19 protein-coding genes are annotated in these 22,323 nt (G+C 65.5%); 13 read left to right on the plus strand and 6 right to left on the minus strand.

Annotated elements, in window-relative coordinates:
* Window positions 1-285 precede the first annotated feature (285 nt).
* From QE393_RS10280 to QE393_RS10295, 4 genes are all read left to right on the plus strand, one after another.
* Window positions 286-1,734 (plus strand): efflux transporter outer membrane subunit, encoded by a 1,449-nt coding sequence (locus QE393_RS10280; protein ID WP_310043298.1) that lies wholly within the window; start codon window positions 286-288, stop codon window positions 1,732-1,734.
* Window positions 1,735-1,841: 107 nt separating this feature from the next.
* The gene (locus tag QE393_RS10285; protein ID WP_133860929.1) at window positions 1,842-2,057 is read left to right on the plus strand and encodes a hypothetical protein; all 216 of its coding nucleotides are present in this window, start codon (window positions 1,842-1,844) and stop codon (window positions 2,055-2,057) included.
* 75 nt (window positions 2,058-2,132) lie between these two features.
* On the plus strand, window positions 2,133-2,876 hold the full coding sequence (locus tag QE393_RS10290) for a BPL-N domain-containing protein (RefSeq protein ID WP_310043300.1): 744 nt from the start codon (window positions 2,133-2,135) through the stop codon (window positions 2,874-2,876).
* A gap of 106 nt (window positions 2,877-2,982) precedes the next feature.
* Complete coding sequence (locus QE393_RS10295; RefSeq protein ID WP_273806148.1) at window positions 2,983-3,399, plus strand: NUDIX domain-containing protein; 417 nt, start codon at window positions 2,983-2,985, stop codon at window positions 3,397-3,399.
* Between the two features lie 86 nt (window positions 3,400-3,485).
* Here QE393_RS10295 and QE393_RS10300 read toward each other — a convergent pair whose 3' ends face one another.
* Window positions 3,486-5,930 carry a DUF2309 domain-containing protein gene (locus QE393_RS10300; RefSeq protein WP_310043301.1) on the minus strand — a complete coding sequence of 815 codons (2,445 nt, stop codon included), beginning with the start codon at window positions 5,928-5,930 and terminating at the stop codon, window positions 3,486-3,488.
* Complete coding sequence (locus tag QE393_RS10305) at window positions 5,927-7,453, minus strand: NADH-quinone oxidoreductase subunit L (RefSeq protein ID WP_273806146.1); 1,527 nt, start codon at window positions 7,451-7,453, stop codon at window positions 5,927-5,929. Before QE393_RS10305 ends, QE393_RS10300 begins: the two co-directional genes overlap by 4 nt.
* Window positions 7,454-7,556: 103 nt before the next feature.
* Here QE393_RS10305 and QE393_RS10310 point away from each other — a divergent pair, with 103 nt between their 5' ends.
* The gene (locus tag QE393_RS10310) at window positions 7,557-8,465 is read left to right on the plus strand and encodes a LysR family transcriptional regulator (RefSeq protein WP_310043303.1); all 909 of its coding nucleotides are present in this window, start codon (window positions 7,557-7,559) and stop codon (window positions 8,463-8,465) included.
* A gap of 58 nt (window positions 8,466-8,523) precedes the next feature.
* Here QE393_RS10310 and QE393_RS10315 read toward each other — a convergent pair whose 3' ends face one another.
* Both QE393_RS10315 and QE393_RS10320 read right to left on the minus strand, forming a co-directional pair.
* On the minus strand, window positions 8,524-9,393 hold the full coding sequence (locus tag QE393_RS10315; RefSeq protein ID WP_273806143.1) for an NAD(P)-dependent oxidoreductase: 870 nt from the start codon (window positions 9,391-9,393) through the stop codon (window positions 8,524-8,526).
* Between the two features lie 15 nt (window positions 9,394-9,408).
* On the minus strand, window positions 9,409-10,029 hold the full coding sequence (locus QE393_RS10320; RefSeq protein WP_273806142.1) for an RraA family protein: 621 nt from the start codon (window positions 10,027-10,029) through the stop codon (window positions 9,409-9,411).
* 97 nt (window positions 10,030-10,126) lie between these two features.
* On the opposite strand from QE393_RS10320, the gene QE393_RS10325 reads away from it, so the two are divergent.
* A complete protein-coding gene (locus QE393_RS10325) occupies window positions 10,127-11,026 on the plus strand; it encodes a LysR family transcriptional regulator (RefSeq protein WP_273806141.1) in 900 nt (299 codons plus the stop codon).
* A gap of 82 nt (window positions 11,027-11,108) precedes the next feature.
* Here the strand turns inward: QE393_RS10325 and QE393_RS10330 are convergent, their stop codons facing one another.
* On the minus strand, window positions 11,109-12,482 hold the full coding sequence (locus QE393_RS10330) for an MFS transporter (protein WP_310043306.1): 1,374 nt from the start codon (window positions 12,480-12,482) through the stop codon (window positions 11,109-11,111).
* Window positions 12,483-12,840: 358 nt separating this feature from the next.
* On the opposite strand from QE393_RS10330, the gene QE393_RS10335 reads away from it, so the two are divergent.
* Together QE393_RS10335 and QE393_RS10340 are read left to right on the plus strand one after the other, a co-directional pair.
* A complete protein-coding gene (locus QE393_RS10335) occupies window positions 12,841-14,856 on the plus strand; it encodes a U32 family peptidase (RefSeq protein WP_310043308.1) in 2,016 nt (671 codons plus the stop codon).
* 499 nt (window positions 14,857-15,355) lie between these two features.
* A complete protein-coding gene (locus QE393_RS10340) occupies window positions 15,356-16,501 on the plus strand; it encodes a mechanosensitive ion channel family protein (protein ID WP_310043311.1) in 1,146 nt (381 codons plus the stop codon).
* An 89-nt stretch (window positions 16,502-16,590) separates the two neighbouring features.
* On the opposite strand, the gene QE393_RS10345 is transcribed toward QE393_RS10340, so the two are convergent.
* The gene (locus QE393_RS10345; protein WP_310043313.1) at window positions 16,591-17,313 is read right to left on the minus strand and encodes a glutathione S-transferase N-terminal domain-containing protein; all 723 of its coding nucleotides are present in this window, start codon (window positions 17,311-17,313) and stop codon (window positions 16,591-16,593) included.
* A 469-nt stretch (window positions 17,314-17,782) separates the two neighbouring features.
* On the opposite strand from QE393_RS10345, the gene QE393_RS10350 reads away from it, so the two are divergent.
* From QE393_RS10350 to QE393_RS10370, 5 genes are all read left to right on the plus strand, one after another.
* Window positions 17,783-18,748 carry an amino acid ABC transporter permease gene (locus tag QE393_RS10350; RefSeq protein ID WP_133860943.1) on the plus strand — a complete coding sequence of 322 codons (966 nt, stop codon included), beginning with the start codon at window positions 17,783-17,785 and terminating at the stop codon, window positions 18,746-18,748.
* A gap of 14 nt (window positions 18,749-18,762) precedes the next feature.
* The gene (locus tag QE393_RS10355) at window positions 18,763-19,527 is read left to right on the plus strand and encodes an amino acid ABC transporter ATP-binding protein (protein ID WP_273806136.1); all 765 of its coding nucleotides are present in this window, start codon (window positions 18,763-18,765) and stop codon (window positions 19,525-19,527) included.
* A gap of 55 nt (window positions 19,528-19,582) precedes the next feature.
* Window positions 19,583-20,422 (plus strand): transporter substrate-binding domain-containing protein, encoded by an 840-nt coding sequence (locus QE393_RS10360; protein ID WP_273806135.1) that lies wholly within the window; start codon window positions 19,583-19,585, stop codon window positions 20,420-20,422.
* Window positions 20,423-20,497: 75 nt separating this feature from the next.
* A complete protein-coding gene (locus QE393_RS10365) occupies window positions 20,498-21,793 on the plus strand; it encodes an FAD-binding oxidoreductase (RefSeq protein WP_273806134.1) in 1,296 nt (431 codons plus the stop codon).
* A 14-nt stretch (window positions 21,794-21,807) separates the two neighbouring features.
* Window positions 21,808-22,278 carry an Lrp/AsnC family transcriptional regulator gene (locus tag QE393_RS10370; protein WP_133860947.1) on the plus strand — a complete coding sequence of 157 codons (471 nt, stop codon included), beginning with the start codon at window positions 21,808-21,810 and terminating at the stop codon, window positions 22,276-22,278.
* The last annotated feature ends 45 nt before the right edge of the window (window positions 22,279-22,323 follow it).

The raw sequence follows: 22,323 nt of genomic DNA on the forward strand, positions 1-22,323 counted from the left end.
GTCCCAGGGCAAGGAGGCGGCGAGCATAACGGAGCGCCAAGCCCTCAAGGGCAGCCCTTAACACTCTTTCACAAGAGACCTACAGACCTTTACAAGGCCGCCCAGGCGGGCCCTCTACCATGGCGTTCTCCACGAGGACGTACGATGTTTCACTACCCACTCTTCCCTTACTGCCAAGCCGGAAAAAAGCGGATCCTGATGCCATCACGCACCTTGGCTCGGCCCCGCCACCCATCCCTGTCCTTGGGCAAACAGCTCGCGGCAGGCAAGCTCGTCCTGACTGGAGTGACCGTCCTGGCCCTGAGTGTCCTGCTCGCGGGTTGCTCCCTGGCACCCCGCCATGAACGACCGCAGCCGCCGGTCCCGGAGCGCTATCCCGTCCTGACGGCGTCCACGGACCTGTCGCCTGACCGCCAAAGCCTGTTCGCCGACCCGCACCTGCACGCCTTGATCGATCAGGCCCTGGACGGAAATCGGGATCTGCGGCTGGTCGCGCTGGATATCCAGGAAGCGCGCGCCCGCTATCGCATCAGCCGTGCCGACCTCATGTTCGAACTGGGTGCCACCGCAAGCCGGACGCGAGAACGGACCGGGAGCCTGGATAGCGCCTCGCGCACCGATCAGGAGCGAAGCGGTAGCCAGATGGCCAGCAGATACAGCGTCGGGTTGGGTACGAACGCCTACGAACTGGATCTGTTCGGCCGATTGGGGAATCTGCGCGATGCGGCCCTGGACGAGTACCTGGCCCAACGCGAGACGCGCAGCGCGGTGGAGCTGTCACTGATCGCCGAGGTGACGACGGCCTATCTGAATCAGCGCGCCCTGGATGAGAGACTGCTCGTGAGTCGCAGTACGCTGGAAAGTCGCCAGCGAGGCCTCGCCCTGATCGAGCAGCGCCATGCTGCCGGCGTGAGTTCGGCACTGGACCTGGCCCAGGCTCAAACGGCGCTAGAGACCACCGAAGCCGATCTCGCCGTCCTGGACCGGAGTCGGGCGCAGGTAGACAACACCCTGCGCCTGCTGCTCGGCGGAGAGCCGCGCGGCGATCTGCCCGCGCCCTTGCCGCTCGCGCGCCAGGGTCTCGACCTGCCCGTCCCGGCGGGCCTGCCCTCCGACCTGCTGCAACGCCGTCCGGACATTCGTGCGGCCGAATACCGCCTGCGGGCGGCCAACGCCAACATCGGCGCCGCTCGGGCTGCCTTCTTCCCGCGCATCACCCTGACGGCCAGCGCCGGCTACCTGAGTTCCGACCTTGACTGCCTGTTCAACCTCGGCAATCAGGTGTGGAGCTTCGTCCCCCAATTGCAGGTTCCGCTATTCGACGGCGGTCGCAACCGCGCCAACCTGGATCTGGCGGAGGTGCGGCGCGATCAGGATATCGCTCGCTACGAGAAGAGCATCCAGGTCGCCTTCCGCGAGGTGGCCGATCAACTCGTTGCCGAGGCGCCCCTGAGACGGCAGCTCGCGGCCCAGCAGCGCCTGCATGACATCACCGCGCGCAGTGTCGAGCTGGCGAGCGAGCGCTATCGGCAGGGGCTGGACAACTACCTGACTCTGCTCGACAGCCAGCGCACCCTCTACCAGGCCGATAACGCCCTGATCGAAACCCGGCTGCAGCTGATGATCGCCCACGTCGGCCTGTTCCGGGCACTGGGCGGCGAATGGGAGCGGAGCGGCGAAGCGGATCTTTCCGCTCCACCCGCTACGACCCCGTCGCCCATGGCCTCGCGTTAACACTTGTTTACCGGCCTTCATGAGGTTTTACACGGGCCGTTCTACCGATCGATATCCTGATTTTCAGGCGCCATCTACCGAAGGCGCGCACACAAAAGGAGACGCTAGTGAGGCACGTCGTAAAAAGCATCGGCTTCATCGCCATGATACTGGGCGTGGCGGCCGTACTCGTGGGGTGGCTCATAGACCCTACCGTCTCCTTGAACAACGGCATAAAGCTGGTTTCGATAAAGCGTGAGTTCCTGCAAACCGACTTCTTTCTCTGGGGCGCCATGTTGTTTGCCGCCGGCTTCAATGGCTATTCACTGCATACCGATCTGTGAGACCGACGCGACCTCTCCTTTCGTCGATCCACGGGAAAACGTCTCAGCTTCCAGGACATTTCACGAGCCTTGGCCATGCGTTCCTTCGGCGTCTCGATGATTCTGCTGCTGGCCTTCCTGTCCACCGTGCTCGGCCTGGTCGACCTCGACGAGGCCGACGTGATACGGATCGCCATCTATCGAGGTCCGGCCACGTGCGAGGGTTGTGCCGAGGCGGTAAGGGATGCCATCGAACGGCTTGGGTCGGCCTACCAGGTTGATTTTCTCGGCCCGGACGAACGCCTGGATGTTTCCAGTGCAAACCTGCAACGCTACGAAGCCTACGTCCAGCCGGGGGGTGGTCAGGACATACCGGCTGCCCTGGCCAGTCTGGGCAAGGACAGGATCGCTGCCATACGCGCCTATGTCGCCCAGGGTGGTCAGTATCTCGGGATCTGCATGGGCGCCTACCTCGCGGATGCCGCCAATCTCGGCCTGCTCGATGCCGAGCTGGATTCGGAGGTTGGCCGCCCGGGCTTTCCGGTCACCTCCACAGACGACAGCGTGGTGCTCTTGAGGTGGGGCGGTCGTGAAGATCAGGTGTTCTTCCAGGATGGCCCCTATCTACCGCCTGGATCGGGCGACGGTTTTCGCGTGATCGGCAGCTATGGCAATGGTGACATCGCTGCGGCGCGCTACCGGTTTGGCGCAGGCGTCGTGGTCTTGAGCGGCCCCCATCCCGAAGCCGATGAGTCCTGGTTTCAGGAGGCGCACCTGTCCATGAGCCGGTTTCCCAAAGGCGAGCCGTTCAGGACCCTGTTCGATGCCCTCGACTTCTGACAGGCACCACAGGCACTCATGGTGAGTTGGACCAGGACCACCGACAATTGCCTTTTCGCTCGCTTCACGGCACGGTGACCCGCCCACCTTGACCGGGACGCTCACCTTGACCCCTACCCTGCACATCGCCGCCGCCATCCTCCTGAACGAACGCCAGCAGGTGCTGCTGGTACGCAAGCGGGGCACCACCGCCTTCATGCAACCGGGCGGCAAGGTGGATCCGGGGGAGCAACCCCTGGAGGCCCTGATCCGCGAGCTGGGGGAAGAGCTTGGCCTGGTCATCACGGCAGAGGCTGCGACCTTTCTCGGCAACTTCCAGGCGCCGGCCGCCAATGAACCCGGTTTCAGGGTCGATTGCGCGCTGTATCAGGTAGCCATGGGCGCGGGCGACCAGGCGGTACCCGCCGCCGAAATCGAAGAGGCGGTGTGGGTAGCCGTAGACGGGCCCGGCGATCTGCCGCTGGCGCCCCTGACCCGCGACGTGATCCTTCCACTGCTGGAGCAGCGACTGCTGACCTACTAGCACGCGCTGTCGATCCCTTGGCCACGGACTTCAGCTTTGCCATGCCAGACTGCCTGAAGCCTCGGGCGGCCTGGCGCCGGCCAGCGTCAGACCTTGGGCAAGGGCTGCCATCCCCCGGCCGTACGCACCTCAAGGCAAGCCGGCTGGCCATACAGACGCAGCAGGTACAGCCAGCCGTTGCGCACCAGATCGCGCACTACGGCATGGCTGGCGATCACCTGATCGATCATCGCGCGCGGCGCCTCGATCACCACGTGCAGGCGTAGCGGACGATGCATCCACTGCTGGCCGTCGTGCAGCGACTGGCGCGCCAGACCGATGCGCAGGTCGCCGCCGTTGCCTTCGAACACGCCGATATGGCCGCCCACCACGTTGTGCAGCAACTTGTTGCCGCTGCCGAAGCGCAGGTTGTCGGTGGTCGAGATGAAGTACTGCAGGTTGATCCAGTGCGCCACCACCATGGGCGCCGTCATGATCAGCTCCAGCACCCTGCCCTCCTGGTCTTGCCGCCAATCGTAGTCGTGCAGGAAGACGCGACCCTCCAGGTCCACCGCGTGGGTGCGCGCCCGCGGCGCGGCGATGAAGGCGGCATTGCCGGCGAGGCCCCATTCCGGCCGGGTCTGCGCCCAGTCCCGAGCGCGCCGGCGCAGTTGCCCGAGCAATCTGTCCGGCTGTCCCGGCAGCGGTGCCAGGCCCAGTTTGCCCGCCCGCTGCCGCCGCACCTCGGCGCTGGCGGTGTCCAGAGCCCGCCGCAGGCGCTGCCAGCTGGGCTGGAGCGCTGCAGGAAGCCCCTCGTACCCGAAGACCTGCACCTCATCCGTCGTGGTGTTGTGCAGCCCGGCCAGCACCTGGCAGTGCGGCGGCAGGTCCAGGCCGCGCACCCGCAGCCCGTCGCGCACCTCGGGTTCGTTGAGCAGGCCGGCCAGTAGCCGCGCATTGATCTCGCCGCTCTGGCCACAGCAGGCACCGCAGTCCAGACCCGCTGCCTGAGCATTATTGGCGCTCTGACTGCCATGGCCGAGCAGCACCAACAGGGGCGGCACCGGCCCGTCGAGCCCCATGGCCTTGAGAATGCGCTCGGCCAGGTCGACCTGCTGCAGCCGGGACATCGCCGGTAGCTGTGGTTGCAACTGTTGCCGTTCGTGACGGCGCCAGGCGCTGAGTTCGGGCGAGGGCGCGCCACCCGCCAGGCCATAGGTCCGTCCCAGCAGCGCCCCGGCGTAGCCCAGCCCGACACTTTCCACCAGGGTGAAGCTCGAGGCCGGCAGCCGCTCGAACAGCCGCCAGCGGCCCTGCCGCGCCAGACGCCCCTGACGCACCTGCGCCAGCTGGCGATCCCGGGTGGCATCGCCACTGCCGTCACTTACCTGCAGCTGCGGCGCGAGCAGGCCCGGCAACTGCGGGCGCGTGGCCCCGGTACCCAGCGGCGTATAGGCGATGGGCAGCCCGAAGAAGCCGGCGAAGCCACCGGTTTCCAGTGCCGGACAGGTCTGCTCCAGGGCACGCCTGAGGGGCTCGGAACGCACGTCGATGCAGAAGAACAGCTTGGCCAGCGGCGTCGGGGGCACGGCTGCCGGGATGCGCTGGCACAGCGTCTGCTGCAGATGCTCCTGCCAGGCCAGCTCGTCGGCACGCTGCCAGAGTTGCAGGGCCCGCCAATTGGCCGAGGGCGCCTGCTGCAGGGCCGCCTGCCAGGCCGCACGCCAACTGTGCCACCGGCTATCGGCACCGCGCCGGCGATCATCCACCAGCCACTCCCAGGCCGCGCGGATGGCCAGCAGCTCCAGCAAGGTCTGGTCGTCCTCGCCCTGCAGCCGGGCCTGCCAGCGCCGATAGGCGCACCAGGAGGCCCAGCCCAGGTTGCGCAGCAGCAGGCAGTCGAACCAGGCGGCCCAGTCTTGCGCCGGCAGTCCCAGGTGTTCGACCGCCGCCTCCAGGGCATCTTGGGGTTGCGCCGGCAACGCTGCGATCCGCTGATGCAGATCCTGGCAGCCACTGAGGATGCTCAGGCCCCGGTCGGCCAGCAGACTGGCGCGCCAGGTCTGATAGAGCCCGCCACCCTCTGGCGGATGCCAGTCCGCCTGTTCGTGATCGAACCAGGCCGCGCAGCTCTGACCGATCTGGTGGGTGATCAGCGCCGGCCAGCCCGGGAGCGGAATCCCCGGTTCGGCCAGGTCTTCCAGTAGCGGCAGACCGTGGCAGACCTCAGCGGGGGCGTCCAGTACCTCCAGCAGCCTTGCCGGCTTGCAGGATTCCCCCTGCTCGGCCAGCGCCTGCTGCAGATGGCGTTCGGCGATGCGGCCGTCCTGCCAGGCCTGGCGATAGTCGGCGGCGCCCAGGGTCAGGCGGCTGCCGGCGCGCTGCCAGAGCTGCGCGGCCACGCTCTGCCAGGCCTGATCGCGCCGTTCCCACAGCGGGTTGACGGCGATCATGCGGTCCAGCGGCCAGGTCGGCGCGATACGCGCACAGGCCTGGCGGGCCGCCTCGTGCAACGCCGGGTAAAGGCTGGAAAGCGTTTCAAGGACGGTCATGCGTGGTCTCCAAGGGTGGCGTTCAGGGGCTGGGGCGCACGCGCCGGCCACAGGCGAAAGGTCAGGCGGGTGAAGTGCTCATCCAGGTAGAAGCCGGCGAAGGCCAGCGGGTAGAGACGTTGCGCCAGGGCGCCGCGCGGCCGGGCCAGCAGCAGGCCCTGCAGCAGATAGAGACCGACCAGCATGACCATCGCCACCAGGGCCAGCGGCAGCGGCGCCGTGGCGAGGTGCTGGCCGAGGATCCAGCCGGCCGCCTGATGCCACAGCAGGTAAGCGCCGAGCAGCAGGCCGAACATGAGCAAGCCATAGGCGGGCTGGTCGCGGCGCAGGGTCCAGGGCGCCAGGCCGATCGCCAGCAGCGTCAGGGCCACCAGGGGCAGCGCATGACTGGGCAGCAGCCAGGCCCAAAGCCCTTGCAGCAGCGTCAGCATCAGCGCGGCCACCAGCAGTGCGCGCAACAGCCCGCCCAGTTCGAGCACCGCGGCCTGCGGCTGCAGGGCATGCTGGCGGGCGTGGGCGACCGTCTCACCCGCGGCCAGGAAGGCATGGGCCTTGTAGAGGGAATGGGCGAGCAGGTGCACCAGCGCCAGTTCGTACAGCCCCAGCCCGCACTCCAGCAACATCAGGCCCATCTGCGCGCAGGTCGACCAGGCCAGGCGGACCTTGATGCTGATCCGGGTCATCATCACCAGCGCGGCCAGGACCGCGGTCAGGCCGCCGACCAGCACCAGCAGGCTCTGCGCCGGTACCGCGGCGGAAAACAGCGGGGCGAAGCGCAGCAGCACGAAGCCGCCCAGGTTGACCACCCCGGCATGCAGCAGGGCCGAGACCGGCGTGGGAGCCTCCATCACCTGGATCAGCCAGCCATGCACCGGCAATTGGGCCGACTTCAGAATCACCGTCAGCGCCAGCAGCAGCGCCGCGCCCTGCAGCTCCCAGCCGAGCACACCCCCCGCCTGCACCTGGGCGTTCACCGCGGCGAGGATAAGCGAGAGCTGGCTGCTATCGCCGGCCTGCACCAGCAGCAGGATCGCCAGCAGCAGGCTGACATCGGCGAGGCGGCTGGCGAGGAATTTCTTGTGGGCCGCGACGACGGCCTGCGGGCGCTCGCGGTAGAAGGTCAGCAGTTGGTGCAGGCACAGGCTGGACAGGATCCACGCCCCGGCAATCAACAGGAGGTTGCCGCTGGTGACCACCGTGGCCACCGCCGCCAGGGTGCCCAGCAGCGCGAGCACATAGCGCCGCTGCCCGGCTTCCCCCTCCAGATAGCGCCGGGAATACTCGATGATCACCAGCGCCAGCAGGCTGATGAGTCCGGCCATCGCCAGGCCGAGGCGATCAGGGTGCTGGGTGCCGACGAGCGCCTGTAGCCAGGCCGCCAGCACCAGGAAGACACCCAGATAACCCGCGACCCGCGCAGGTACCCAGAGGCGGCTCGGTGCAGCGAGGAAGACCGCGGGCAACAGCGCCAGGGCATAGACCCAGGGCAACAGTGGGGCGAGGGAAAACAGCAGGCTAGACATCGTGCACACTCCATGAACACCAGATACCGACAGTGTCCGGATGTGTACGAATTATTTAAAATAGATTGATCAGAACCTAACGTTCACTCTTGAAGAACGAAACATGCGCCGACTCAATTTCCATCACCTGCACTACTTCTGGGCCGTCGCCAAGGAAGGCAATCTCACCCGCGCCGCCGAGGCGCTGCATGTCTCCCAGTCCGCCCTCTCCACCCAGATCCGCGTGCTGGAAGACCAGCTTGGCCACCCCCTGTTCATCCGCTCCGGACGCAGTCTGCGGCTGACCGAAGCCGGGCAGCTGGTGCTGGACTACGCCGACACCATCTTCGCCCTGGGCAGCGAATTGCAGGACACCCTGCAGAACACCCAGGAAGCCAACCAGACCCTGCGCATCGGCTCCGTGGCGACCCTCTCGCGCAACTTCCAGGAGAACCTGCTGCGCCCCTTCCTCGGTCGTGAAGACCTGGTGCTGACGCTCGAATCCGGCAGCGTGGACGAATTGCTGGAGCGCCTGGCCCTGCACAAGCTGGACGTGGTGCTGACCAACCAGGCGGTGAGCGCCGACAGCCAGCGCACCTGGCAATGCCGCCTGCTCCATCGCCAGCCGGTGTGCCTGATCGGCCCGCCCCGCCAGGACAGCCGTCCCTTCGACGTCCATCGGGATCTGCAACAGGCACGGCTGATCGTGCCCGGGCGCAGCAGCGACGTGCGCAGCCAGTTCGACGTCTATTGCAGCGGCCAGGGGCTGACGCCGCGCATCTGCGCCGAGGTCGACGACATGGCCCTGCTGCGCCTGCTGGCCCGCGACTCCGGCGACATGGCCCTGCTGCCCGCCGTGGTGGTGCAGGACGAACTGCGCAGCGGCGCGCTGCAGCTCTACGCCGAAGTCCCCGAGATCGCCGAACGCTTCTATGCGGTGACGCTGCAGCGGCAATTTCGCCTGAGTATTCTGGAGGAGTTGCTGGGGCGGGCGGCGGTGCCGGATGCGACCTCTGGGCCAGAGGCGCCTTGACCCCAGGTACTGAAATCGCCGAGCGGTCATAGCCGCTCGGTGCTTAATCAAGTACCCGCTACCTCACCACGCCATTGGCTTTGAACAGCCAGGCAAAGGCCTGGTCCAGAGTCGGCGATGCCGTGTCGACAGGCTCGCGTGCGAGCTGCGCGGCTGTCCGCGCAAACACTTCCCTGACCCCGGGCAGCACCGCCACCGGCAGCTCGGCAGCCCGCAGTTGGCGTTCGGCCTCTTCCACTTCCTTGAGACGGCGCGGAGCGTGGACCACATGCGTCCTGATCAGGGCGCCGAGAAAGTCCCTGAGCGAAGCCTGATCGATATCGCTCAGAGCATCGTGGAGCTTTTCCGTGACGCCCTGCTTCTCGGCCGCCATGAAGCACTCGATGGTCAGGGCTTCCAGCCCCTTGGTGAACACGCTGCGCAGGATCTTCAGGGCGGCCGCATCGCCCGCGGCGCCTCCCTCGACGGGCTTGAGCGGTGCACCGGCTTCGGCGAAGAGCGCAACCGCGCGCTCCAGACCGAAGCCGGCGCCCAGCAGATTGGTTTTCGCGTGCGTCAGCGCAATGGCCCCCAGGATGGCCACGTCCACATAGGGGATCGAGCGCTCGGCCGCGATGGCCGCGGCTCGCCTGATCTGCTCAGGATCCGCGGTGGTCATGTCGATGAACAGCGCACCCGCCGGCATAAGGGCGAGCGCCTGCTCGGCGACCGGGAGCGAGACGGTGCCGAACACGCAGGAGACGACGGCGTCGCACTCGGCGACCGCGTCTTCTACCGAGGTGACGAGTGCCAGGTCGTGCTCCTTGGCAAAGGCCTGGGCTCTGGGTGAGGGCTTGAGGTCGCACAAGAGGATTTCGTGGCCGGCTGCCACCCAGGGGTGCGCATAGGTAAGGCCCACTTCGCCTGCGCCGATAATCGCTAGCTTCATTTGCGTGTTCCGTAATCAGTGGGCCGCGTAGGCGCCCCGGTAGGTTCCAGCGGCGATCTGCGCGAGCATCTCCGCTTCCTTGCGCTCGGTCGCCAGGCACCGATCGAGCAGCTCCGCCGCCTGGGCGATGGGAAAGGCGACGATGCCGTCATGGTCACCCACGACGAGGTCTCCCGGAGACACGATCATGTCGCCGATGGTCACCGGCACGTTGATCTCGCCCGGGCCGTTCTTGTAGGGGCCACGGTGATAGCCCCCACGCGCGAAGATGGGAAAGCTGCCCTGGCTGATCGTCGCCAGGTCGCGAATCGCTCCATCGACGACGACCCCTGCGGCACCGCGCTTTTCCGCGATAGCCGCCATGATGTCACCCATCAGGGCACGACTCAGGTCGCCACCGCCATCGACCACCAGCACCTGCCCAGGGACGAGGAGCTCCAGCGCCTGGTGGATCGCCCGATTGTCGCCGGCCGGTACTTTGACGGTGAGGGCAAGGCCCGCCATGGTGCCTTCGATCCGGTGGAAGGGTCGCAGCCGAGCGCCCGGAAGCCGGTCGAGACAGTCGCTGATGATCGAGGTGGAGGTGCGGGCGAAGGCTTCGACCAGCGCGGTCGGACGGGAAGCGATGACGTTCATGGGGGCTCCTCTTGTTGGATAACGTCAAGGATAGGCCGCTGGCCAAATAGAAAAAGCGATATTAAGGTATGGCCACTCATGCCCTGAAGGAATGCCAATGGTCACGTTACGGCAATTACTGGCGCTGCACTGGATCGAACGGCTGGGCACCTTCGAAAGGGCTGCGGAGCATCTCAACACGACTCAGTCGGCCATCTCGAAACGCGTGCAGGAGCTGGAGTCCTCCACCGGCCTGCAACTGTTCGATCGCTCGCAGCGGGGTGCCCGCTTCACTGCCGAGGGTGAGGAGTTGCTGGTCATTGCGCGGGAGATGCTCGATCTGAACGAGCGCATCACCTCGCTCAAGGACGGCAAGCACGTCACCACGCGCCGCCTGCGACTGGGCGTTACCGAGCTTACTGCCTGGACCTGGCTACCGCGCCTGGTCACACGACTGGTCGCGGACTTTCCCGGGCTTACCGTGGAGCCCGAGGTCGACATGAGTCGCAACCTGCATGAGCGGCTGATGGACGACCTGGTCGACCTCATCGTGATCCCGGATACCTTCACCGCCCCCGAGGTCACCAGCATCCCCCTGGCGACCGTGGAGAATGCCTGGATGGCCGCGCCGGGACTGGTGCGGAATTCAGGCGTGGTGAGCCTGGCCGAGCTGGCCAAGTATCCCATGCTGATGCAGGGCAAGAAGTCAGGATCGGGCCTGTTCGTGAATCGCTGGCTGCATGCCCGGGGCATAGAGCTGCCCAGGATCCTCTCCTCCGACAGCCTTACCGCCATGCTCGGCCTGGCCTCGGCGGGCCTGGGCGTCACCTATCTGCCGCGCGAATGTTTCCGCCCGCTGGTGGACGAAGGCAAGCTCGTCATCGTCGAGACCGATCCCGAGCTGCCACCGGTTCCCTACATGGCGATGTACCGCAACGATCGACCTTCGACCTTCGTCGCCGAGATCGCCACGCTGGCGACGCACCTCTGCGACTTCACGAAACAGTTGCAGCGCTAGTCCGGTATCGCCAGACCGCCTCGCTGCCAGCGGAACGGCAGCGCCACAGGCGGCCGCGACCGTGAATCAGGATGCGCCACCCCTAGGCAGCGGAGGCCTCGACGGGCGCGGTAGCCGGTTCGGCAATGGTCAGCACGAAGGCCAGCGCGGCCAGGGAACAGACGCCGAGGAAGATGAACACCGCGGTCCAGCTGTAGCTGTCCAGCAGGAAGCCGGTGATCAGCGGCGCCATGGCGCCTCCGGCCTGGCCCGCGCTGTTGACCACGGATGCCGCCACCGGATAGGTCGTTCTGGTCGTCAGCCCCATCGAATAGACCGAGAACGACGAGTAGCCGATGTTGAGCAGGAAGCCGGTACCGAACAGCAACAGACCGACCGCGAGCAGTCCATTGGGCGCATAGACCAGAGCGACCATCATCACGCAGGTCGCCACCGCGCTGATCATCATGGTCGGCTTGCGCCGGCGGTCCAGGATTCGATCCGATAGCCAGCCGCCGACGATATTGCCAAGCACTCCACCGACAAAGGGCAAGGACGCCACGAAGCCCACCTGCATCAGCTCGAAGTGCTTCACTTCGCCCAGGTACTTGGGGAGCCAGGCCAGGAGCACGTTCACCACACCGGTCATGAGCAGGTAGCCCAGACCACACCCCCAGATGTTCCAGGATCTGAACACGGAGCGGGAGGTATCCAGGATGGGGGTACGCTCATACCGCAGCGCGCGGTCGAGCCTGCCGAAATCCCGGTGCTTGCGGACCGACTCGCTGTGCGCAGTCGTCTGGTCTTCGATGTGCTCGGCTTCGGCGTCACTGACCTGCTTGCAGGCCCGCGGGTCATTGGGGACAAGCCACCACCACAGCAAGGCCAGTAACACACCCGGCAGGGCGAAGGCGATGAACATGGTGCGCCAGCCATCGAGCAGAATCAGCGCCGCTCCCAGGGGCGGTGCGATCACCGCGCCCATCTTCGCGGCGGACAGGAACGCCCCGGTAGCCGTGCCCTTTTCCCGCGGCGGAAACCAGCGGTTGATGGTGCTCAACATCGACAGCGGCAAGGCAGCTTCTGCGACGCCCAGAGCCGAGCGATAGAGCTTGAGCATACCGATGCTATGGGAGGTGCCGATCAGCAGCGTCACGAGCGATGTCATGCCAATCGCCGCGGGAGCAACCACACGCACGCTGACCTTGCTCAGCAGAAAGCCTGCCGGTATCTGACCGAGCGAGTAGAACAGGAAGAAGGCACTGACCAGCAGACCCACCTCGGCATTGGTCGCGCCGAACTCCTTCTGGATATAGGGCAAGGCGATGCCGATGTTGGCCCGATCAGCTGCAGCGAGCATGTACACGACCACGATGACCGTCAGCACCACCCAGCGATAGCGGGTCCTGGACCGCGTCTGCAGCGCTGACCGTTCCGCTACTGCCGGTGCCGGCTTTGAAGCCAGGGATTCGGTCATGAGTCCTCCGAGTTTTATGTTTATTGAAGTGACGGAGGTTTTACGACGCCCTATTAATGGAAAAAAGCGATAAAGAGGCACAGGCATTCATTCCCCTTTGGAATGCGCTTACGTCATATCCGGTAGGATGGCGGTGCTTGAGCCCTTGGCAGCCGCAACTCCGTCTGCCCCGCTGCGCTCCCCGCACCGGGATGCCGGCCGGAAACACGGATAACCCTTAATCAACGGGCGAGTCTGTAGATCCTCTTTCCGGTTGATGGACTGGCGCCAACCACCCAGCACCCCAGGCGTGCCCTCCTCCCCCTCGCCCGCTACAATGCGTGCCTTGCCGTGCCACGCCTGACCGAGAAGAATCGCCATGTCCCTGCCCAAGCACCATCTGGAATTGCTCAGCCCGGCCCGCGATGTCGGTATCGCGCGAGAGGCCATCCTGCATGGGGCCGATGCCATCTATATTGGCGGGCCGAGCTTCGGGGCGCGGCACAATGCCTGCAACGAGGTCAGCGAGATCGCCGAGCTGGTAGCGTTCGCCCGGCGCTACCACGCGCGCGTGTTCACCACCATCAACACCATCCTGCATGACGACGAGCTGGAGCCGGCACGCAAGCTGATCCACCAGCTGTACGACGCCGGCGTGGATGCGCTGATCGTGCAGGACCTGGGCGTGCTGGAACTGGACATCCCGCCGATCGAGCTGCATGCCAGCACCCAGACCGACATCCGCACCCTGGCGCGGGCCAAGTTTCTCGACCAGGCCGGCTTCTCCCAGCTGGTATTGGCGCGCGAGCTGAATCTGCAGGAGATCTCGGCCATTGCCGCCGAGACCGACGCGGCCGTCGAATTCTTCATCCATGGCGCCCTGTGCGTGGCCTTCTCCGGCCAGTGCAACATCTCCCATGCCCAGACCGGCCGCAGCGCCAACCGCGGCGACTGTTCCCAGGCCTGCCGCCTGCCCTACACCCTGAAGGATGACCAGGGTCGGGTGGTGGCCTTCGAGAAGCACCTGCTGTCGATGAAGGACAACAACCAGAGCGCCAACCTGCGCGCCCTGGTCGAGGCCGGCGTGCGCTCCTTCAAGATCGAGGGGCGCTACAAGGACATGGGCTACGTGAAGAACATCACCGCCTACTACCGCCAGCTGCTCGACGAGATCCTCGAAGACCGCAGCGACCTGGCGCGCGCCTCCAGCGGTCGCACGGCGCACTTCTTCGTGCCCGATCCGGACAAGACCTTCCACCGCGGCAGCACCGACTACTTCGTCACCGACCGCAAGGTGGACATCGGTGCCTTCGATTCGCCGACCTTTACCGGGCTGCCGGTGGGTCAGGTGGAAAAGGTCGGCAAGCGCGACTTCATCGCCGTGACCGAAGAGCCGCTGTCCAACGGCGACGGCCTCAATGTGCTGGTCAAGCGCGAGGTGGTGGGCTTTCGCGCCAACGTCGCCGAGCTCAAGGGCGAATTCGAGGAGGACGGGGCGAAGCGCTATCGCTATCGCGTCGAACCCAACGAGATGCCCGAGGGGCTGTTCCGCCTGCGGCCGAATCACCCGCTGTCGCGCAATCTGGACCACAACTGGCAGCAGGCCCTGCTCAAGACCAGCGCCGAGCGCCGCATCGGCGTGCGCTGGCAGGCCGAGCTGCGCGAGCAGCGGCTACAGCTGACCGCCACCAGCGAGGAAGGCTTGAGCGTCACGGTTACCCTGGACGGCCCCTTCGGCGTGGCCAACAAGCCGGAGCAGGCGCTGGACGGCCTGCGCGACCTGCTGACCCAGCTGGGCACCACCGAATACCATGCGCTGGACGTGACCCTGGATGCCCCCCAGGCCTTCTTCGTACCCAATTCGCAGCTCAAGGCGCTGCGCCGCGAGGCCATCGAGCAGCTGACCGCCGCCCGCGTCGCCGCCTACCCGCGCGGCCGTCGCAAGGCCGAGACCAGTCCGCCGCCGGTGTACCCCGAGTCGCACCTGTCGTTCCTCTACAACGTCTACAACCAGAAGGCCCGCGATTTCTACCACCGCCATGGCGTGCAGCTGATCGATGCGGCCTACGAGGCCCACGAAGAGCCTGGCGAGGTGCCGGTGATGATCACCAAGCACTGCCTGCGCTTCTCCTTCAACCTCTGCCCCAAGCAGGCCAAGGGCGTCACCGGCGTACGCACCAAGGTCGCGCCCATGCAGCTGGTCCACGGCGACGAGGTGCTGACCCTGAAGTTCGACTGCAAGCCCTGCGAGATGCACGTGGTGGGCAAGATGAAGGGCCATATCCTCGACCTGCCGCTGCCGGGCAGCCAGGCCGCTGCCAAGGCGCTGGCCAGCATCAGCCCGGAAGACCTGCTCAAGACCATCCGCAACAAGCCGACCGGCTACAGCCACTGAGCCCGGGTGGGCTCCCGGGAGCTATCGGGTCTGGCGTCCCGCAGGCCAGGTGATCGCCGCCGGAGCCCGGCCCCCTGCCGCGCTGTCCGCCCCTTCGCGAAACCGCCATTCCCTTGCCCCTTCGAGCGTGACCGGCGCTCACTCCTCGGTGCTGCCGGCGGCCACTAGCAACACCCGATCGACAGATCAGGTGAGCCCAGTTTTTTTCGACTCGGCAGCGCCTGCCGTAACGACCGGGCCAGAGGCGCTCAGGGTTGCCAGTCGCCCGATCGACACGTCTCGAACTGCGCCCGACCATGAAAAAAAGTGCACGGCACCGCCGCGATGGACTCCAACCTGGCTGATGCCATTCACGGGTTCCTGGCTGAACGGCCGAGCTGGCGAATGGCGTCCTGTGTTCCAGTTGGCCACGAGAGCGCTGGGATAAAACGAGTCGCGACCGCGCCTGCGCGGCCGAGTCGTGGCGATTTCTGAACCGGCTAGAAGACCCCTTTGCTTTATGGATCTCGGATTTTTCAACACCCTGCTATCGACCAGTCTGCTCGGCATCTCGCTGGCCAACTGGCTCGCCATGCTGTGCATCATCCTGCTCAGCTTCACCCTCGCCCGCACCGTCATCGGCTTCGTCCTGAGAAACCTGCGGACCCGCGCCGAGAAACCGGGCGCCCATGTCAGCCATATCGCCATCCAGGTGCTCTCCAGCACCAGCAATACCCTGCTGCTGCTGGCCGCTATCCTGATCGGCGTGGGGATACTGGACCTGCCCGAGCGCTGGCTGACGCGGGTCAGCAGCCTCTGGTTCGTGGTCGCGGCCCTGCAGGTCGGGCTGTGGGCCAACCGGGCGGTCGCCCTGGCGGTGCACCATTACTTCGTCAAGCACAGCCAGGCCGACGTCTACCAGGGCAGCGCCCTGGCCACCCTGTCGCTGTGGGGCGCCAAGGTGCTGCTCTGGGCCGTGGTCGGCCTGGCCATGCTGTCCAATCTCGGCGTCAACATCACCGCCTTTGTCGCCAGCCTCGGCGTGGGTGGCATCGCCATCGCCCTGGCCGTGCAGAACATCCTGGGTGATGTGTTCGCCTCCCTGTCGATCGCGGTCGACAAACCCTTCGAGGTGGGCGACTTCATCGTCGTCGGCTCGCTGGCGGGCACCGTCGAACACGTGGGCCTGAAGACCACGCGGATCAGAAGCCTGGGCGGCGAGCAGATCGTCATGGCGAACGCCGAGATGATCGGCAGCACCATCCAGAACTACAAGAAGCTGCAGGAGCGTCGCATCGTCTTCAAGTTCGGCCTGACCTATGCCAGCCAGCCGAAGCAGATCAGGCAGGTCACCGCCGCCCTGAAGGACATCATTCAACGGCAGGACAAGACGCGCTTTGACCGGGCTCATCTGCTGGCCTTCGGCGACAGCTCGCTGGACTTCGAGGTCGTCTACATCGTCCTGGATGCCAGCTACAACCTGTACATGGACATCCAGCAGGCGATCAATCTGGAGATGATGGAAGCCTTCGCCAAGATCGGCGTGCGCTTCGCCCTCTCCAGCAGAAGCCTGTATGTCGAATCCCTGCCTGGGGACTTCATGGCCGAGCGGGATCGGCAGGAAGAGAATGAATCGGTTGGCCAGCACCGGCCAGTGATCCAGTAGGAATCCGCCAACCAAGGGGTGCCGGCGCTGCCGTCGGGGCGTTCGTCCTGGTGGACGCCTCGACGGCAGCGCCCGGGCGAGCCGCCGGCTCAGGCGCGGCAGCGGCCTACCGCGCGGCTGCCGCGGGTACCTGGCGCGCAACGCCAGCGTAGGCGTCGAGCATCCGCTCGCACCAGGCGGTGATGGGATCGTCCTGGGCCAGCAACGCCTGGGCACTGACGATCCGCGCCCACTGAAAGGCGCCGAAAGACGATGTGATCGGCATAGGCCGGGGCTTCGCCGGCCAGGTAATCCTGCACCGCCAGGGTGCTGCGCAGGGGCTTCAGGATGTCGCGAAAGGCCTGCAGCGAGGTTTCGCGTTGCCCAGCCAGGGCCTCCAGCGACACGCCAAATGCCGCCTCGCGCGTCCGCTTGAAGTAGTCCTGGTCGGCTTCATCCAGAACCCCATGGACGTCGGGCAGGATCAACCGCGCCAGCGCCGGATGGACACTGTCCGCGACCCATTGGTTGATGAAGCGCGTCGTTGCCTTGAGCGAGGCATCGCCCACCAGGGCAGGCCGCTCAGGGTACTGGCGATCCAGGTACTCGGCGATGGTCCAGCTGTCACTCACGCACTGGTCGCCGTCGACCAGCACCGGCACCTTGCCCTGGCCGGAAAAGGCGATGGCCTCCTTCTCGTGGAAGCGCCAGGCCACGGTCTCCACCGGCAACCCCTTGTGCGCCAGCGCCAGCCGTATGCGCCAGCAATAGGGGCTGAAGCGGCAGCTGTCGTCGGCGCCGGTCAGCTCGTACAGGCGTAAGGGTTGGGTCATCAGGAGGTTCCTTTTGGTTGTTCAGCAAGCCATCCAGAAACGGCAGCCCGCAGGAGGGTCGGACCAGCGCGGCGGCTGCTCTCACCTTGCTAGGACCACGCCTCGACCGCAAGTGTCCAGCTCGGGTGGGATCGCCAGGCCGCGAGCAACCGCTCCCCGACAGGGGACCCGAGGAATGCATCACCGCAGAAATCGGCCGCCGAGATGACTGTCATGGCCCGAGTGCCGACCGCTCCGAGACGGTCGTCAGGCAGAGGACCTGGCCTTCCAGAGAGGTCGGGTTACAGCGCTCAGCCACTATCGCCGCTCCATCCATTCGCCAACCAAGCCTTCAGAACGACAGGTCATGACCGTCGATTTTCAATCAGTTACCAGCGAAATGACCCGTTTCGCCGGGTACTGCCCTGCACAACGCCTCCCTACAATGGCCTCACAACAAGAAAAGCGCCAAGCGCGTGAGGACCGAACCATGTATCGCGACCACATCGTCAAACCTCGCGCGACAGACAGCCTTCCGTTCATGGCCGCGGTAGCCGCCGCCGTCTTTCTGCTGGCCTGCGTCTATGGCGTCGGCGAAGGTGGTCTGGCCCGTCTCATGGGACCGATCGTGCTCGACCTGGAAGCCCCCATGCTGCGCAACATCGCGGTCTCCGGGACGCTGACCCTCACCCTGATGCTGAACCTGTTCATCCTTGGCCGATTTCCGCTGAAGGCTCAGGTGGCCACCGTCTGGTGCGAGTTGCTGCTGCTGTTCCTGCTGTTCTTCGATACCTTCGATCTGTCCTACAGCTTCATCTTCAGCAAAGTCGGCTTCATGATCACCCAAGGGGTGTTCACCACCGTCTACGTCTCGGCGCTATCCATCGCCATCGCTTTCGTGCTGGCCTTGCTGGGCGCCACTGCGCGTCTTTCGGCCAACGGCTTCGCCGTCGCCATTGCGAGTTTCTATACCTCGTTCTTTCGCGGCGTACCGCTGCTGATCCAGATCTACCTGATCTACCTGGGCATTCCCCAACTGGGCTATGTCGTGGGCGCGGTGCCAGCGGGGGTGCTGGCGCTGTCGCTGTGCTACGGCGCCTACATGACCGAGATCTTTCGTGCCGGGATCAGCAGCATCCCGCGCGGGCAGTGGGAGGCCTGTCGGGCAATCGGCCTCACGCCCTTCCAGGCCATGACCCGCGTGATCCTGCCGCAGTCGATGCGGCTCATCATTCCGCCGACCGGCAACCAGTTCATCTCGATGCTCAAGGACAGCTCGCTGGTGTCGGTGATCGGGGTCTGGGAGCTGATGTTCCTGGCGCGTACCCAGGGGCGCGCGGAGTTCCGCCACCTGGAAATGCTGATCACGGCCGCAGTGCTCTATTGGATGCTGTCGATCCTGCTCGAAACCGTGCAGGCCCGTCTGGAAAAGCGCTTCGACCGCGCCCATCGCTAACCCGGGAGCACCCAATGCATCAAACTTCGGCTCCATCCAACCTCAATGCGGCCGTCGCGGTACGCGATCTGCAGAAATGGTATGGCGACTTCCAGGTCCTCAAGGGGATCGACCTGCACATTGGCAACGGCGAGATCGTCGTGATCTGTGGTCCCTCCGGCTCGGGCAAGTCGACGCTGATCCGCTGCCTGAACCTGCTGGAAGACTTCCAGCAGGGCGAGGTGCGGATCGCCGGCCAGGTGCTGACCCGCGAAGCGGCCAGCGTGGCCAGTATCCGCCGACAGGTCGGCATGGTGTTCCAGCAGTTCAACCTCTTCCCACACCTGACGGTGCTGGAGAACCTGATGCTGGGCCCGCGCCTGGTCGGCAAGCTCGACCAGGCCGAAGCACGAAAACTGGCCCTGCAATACCTGGCGCGGGTACGGATCGCCAACCAGGCGGACAAGTATCCCGGCCAGCTCTCCGGCGGCCAGCAGCAGCGGGTCGCCATTGCCCGGGCGCTGTGCATGAAGCCACGCATCATGCTATTCGACGAACCGACCTCGGCGCTCGACCCGGAGATGGTCAAGGAAGTCCTGGATGTAATGGGCGAGCTGGCTCAGGACGGCATCACCATGCTCTGTGTCACCCACGAGATGGGCTTCGCCCGCAAGGTGGCCGACCGGATCATCTTCATGGACCAGGGCCAGATCATCGAAGAGGCCCGTCCGGACGAATTCTTCGACAATCCGCGCCAGCCGCGAGCGCGTGAATTTCTCTCGCAGATCCTCAGTCACTGACCACCGCCGTTACACCCCTCACGACAACAACAAACGTGTATCCGGAGACATCACCATGATCCCAGCCGCTCGTCTTCTCACCGCTGTCGCCGCCGCTGCCGCCCTGAGTGCCGCCCTGCCCTCCGCCTGGGCCGGCGCGACCCTGGACCGCATTCACCAGACCAAGGTCATGAAGGTGGCGACCGCAGCCAATTGGCCGCCGCAGTCCTTTCTCGGCGAGGACAATCAGCTGCGCGGCTTCGACATCGACGTGGCGACCGAGATCGGGCGTCGACTCGGGACCAAGGTGACCTTCGTGACGCCCGAGTACGGCATCATCACCGCCGGTCGCTGGGCCAATCGCTGGGATCTCTCCGTCGGTTCCATGACGCCGACGACCGCCAGGGCGCGAGTACTGGATTTCCCTGCCGTCTACTACTACACACCCTATGTGTTCGCGGTGCACAAGGACGCGGCCAAGACGACGGTCTCCGCGCTGAATGGCAAGAAGATCGGCGTCGAAGCCGGTACCACTTCAGAGGATTACATTAACAGGCGTCTGAAGATCGATGCCGCCGATGTGCCCGCGTTCACCTACGAGGTGGAGCCTGGCGAAGTCCTCACCTATGGCGACAGCATGGGTCCGCTCGACGATCTGCGCATGGGCAACGGCACCCGGCTGGACGCCACCCTGTCGGCACTGCCCACCGTGCTGGGCGCCATCAAGGCGGGTTACCCCATCGCCGCCGTAGCGGGCAAACCGGCCTACTACGAACCCCTCGCCATCGCGGTCGACAAGGGCGACGAGGCCTTCAACGCGGAGCTGGCCAAGGCCATCACCGACATGAAGGCCGACGGTACGCTCAAGCAACTCTCGCAGAAATGGTACGGCACTGACCTCACCCTGATTCAGTAACCATCGCTTCAGACACCCGTACCCGTCATGCGGCGGGTGCGTGGACCGCTGCTGCCCGAAAAAGGACACCCGCTGATGGCTGCCTATAGCAACAACTATTACACCGGAACCATGCGCGCGACCACGCAACGCGCGCCTTTGCTAGGCGATGTGGCGGCGGACGTCTGCGTCATCGGCGGCGGCCTGGCCGGTCTGAGCACGGCCTGGGAGCTGCTGGCGCGTGGCCGTTCGGTGGTCTTGCTGGAAGCGAATCGCGTAGCGTGGGGAGCCTCTGGCCGAAACGGCGGATTCGTCCTGCAGGGCTGGTCGGAAGGCCTGTCCGCGATCGAACGGCGCTGCGGCCGTCAGACAGCGGCCGCCTTGTTCAGGCTGTCGCTGGAGGGTGTCGACATCGTCCGGGACACCATCGCCCGCCACCACTTGCCCGGCTGTGCACCCACGGCCGGCAAGCTCAGCGTGGTGCGCTACGAGGATGGCATCAATCTGCAACGGACCCGCGATCGCATGGCGCGGGACTTCGACTTCGAACTGGAGTATCTGGGCACCCAGCAGATCCGGGAGCGTCTGAAGACCGACCGCTATTTTCAGGCGCTACGCGACACCCATGGCTTTCACTTCCACCCCTTGAACTACTGCCTGGGTCTGGCGGAGCTATTCGAGGCCGGCGGCGGCGTGATCCACGAGCGCACGGCAATGCGCGAGGTGGTGAGCCAGGCGGACCGTCACCGGGTCACGACCAACCAAGGCTCGGTGACCTGCCGCGACGTGGTCTACTGCTGCGGAGGCTATGGCGGTACGGAATTCGGACGACTCCGCCGCGCCTTCCTGCCGATCGCCACCTACGTGGTGCTGACCGAGCCTCTGGGCGAGCGGCTCGCGAGTGCCGTAACCACCACGGATGCGGTCGGCGACAACCGACGCGCCTCGGACTACTACCGCATCGTCGAAGGCGATCGTCTGCTCTGGGGCGGGCATATCACCACTCACAACCTGCAGGACGAGCAGCGGCTCGGGCAATTGCTCACCCGCGACATCCTCGCTGTCTATCCCCAGCTGCAGGGTCTGAAGATCGCCAAAGCCTGGTCCGGACTGATGGGCTATGCGCGCCACAAGATGCCGCACATCGGTCGCCTGGCGACAGGGGTGTGGACCTGTACTTCATTTGGGGGCCATGGTATGAACACCGCACCGATCGGGGGCCGCGTGATAGCGGAAGCCATCTGTGGCGAGACGGATCGTTATCGGCTGTTCTCCGCCTACGGCCTCGAATGGAATGGCGGTCCGGTCGGACCAGCAGCCGCGCAGACCGTCTATGCCTATCTCAAGCTGATGGACAGATTTCAGGAAGCCCGGGCGCACGGACACCGTTGAGCCGAGGAAAGGTCATGGACGCACGCAACACCGGAGCGCTGTTTCAGTTGACGGAGAAGGATCGGCAGCTGCTGGCGCTTTTGCAGGCCAATGCCCGCGAGCCCACTGCGGCCCTGGCGCGCAAGCTCGGCGTCTCACGCTCCGCCGTACAGGAGCGGATCACCCGCCTGGAACGGGCTGGCGTGATCACCGGCTACAGCGTCCGCATCGACCAGGATCGCCTGCAGCAGGTGATCAACTGCTTCACCATGACCTCCTGCACCAACAAGAGCTACACCGATGTCATGACGCACCTGCGCAACATGGAAGCGGTACAGGCCGTGTATGCCGTGTCGGGTGAATCCGACTTCATCATCCACCTCGCTACCCATACGCTCGGCGAGCTGAATGCGGAGCTCACCCGCATCAACATGATCAAGGGTGTCGCCCACACCGCCTCGCACATCGTGATGGAAACGAAGTTCAGCCGGAAACTGACGATCTGAACGGGCGCAATCGCGCCCAAACGCAGTCTCGATAGCCATTCCCCT

It is taken from the genome of Pseudomonas sp. SORGH_AS_0211 (genome assembly GCF_031453455.1).
In the GTDB taxonomy this organism is placed as follows: domain Bacteria; phylum Pseudomonadota; class Gammaproteobacteria; order Pseudomonadales; family Pseudomonadaceae; genus Chryseomonas; species Chryseomonas aestiva.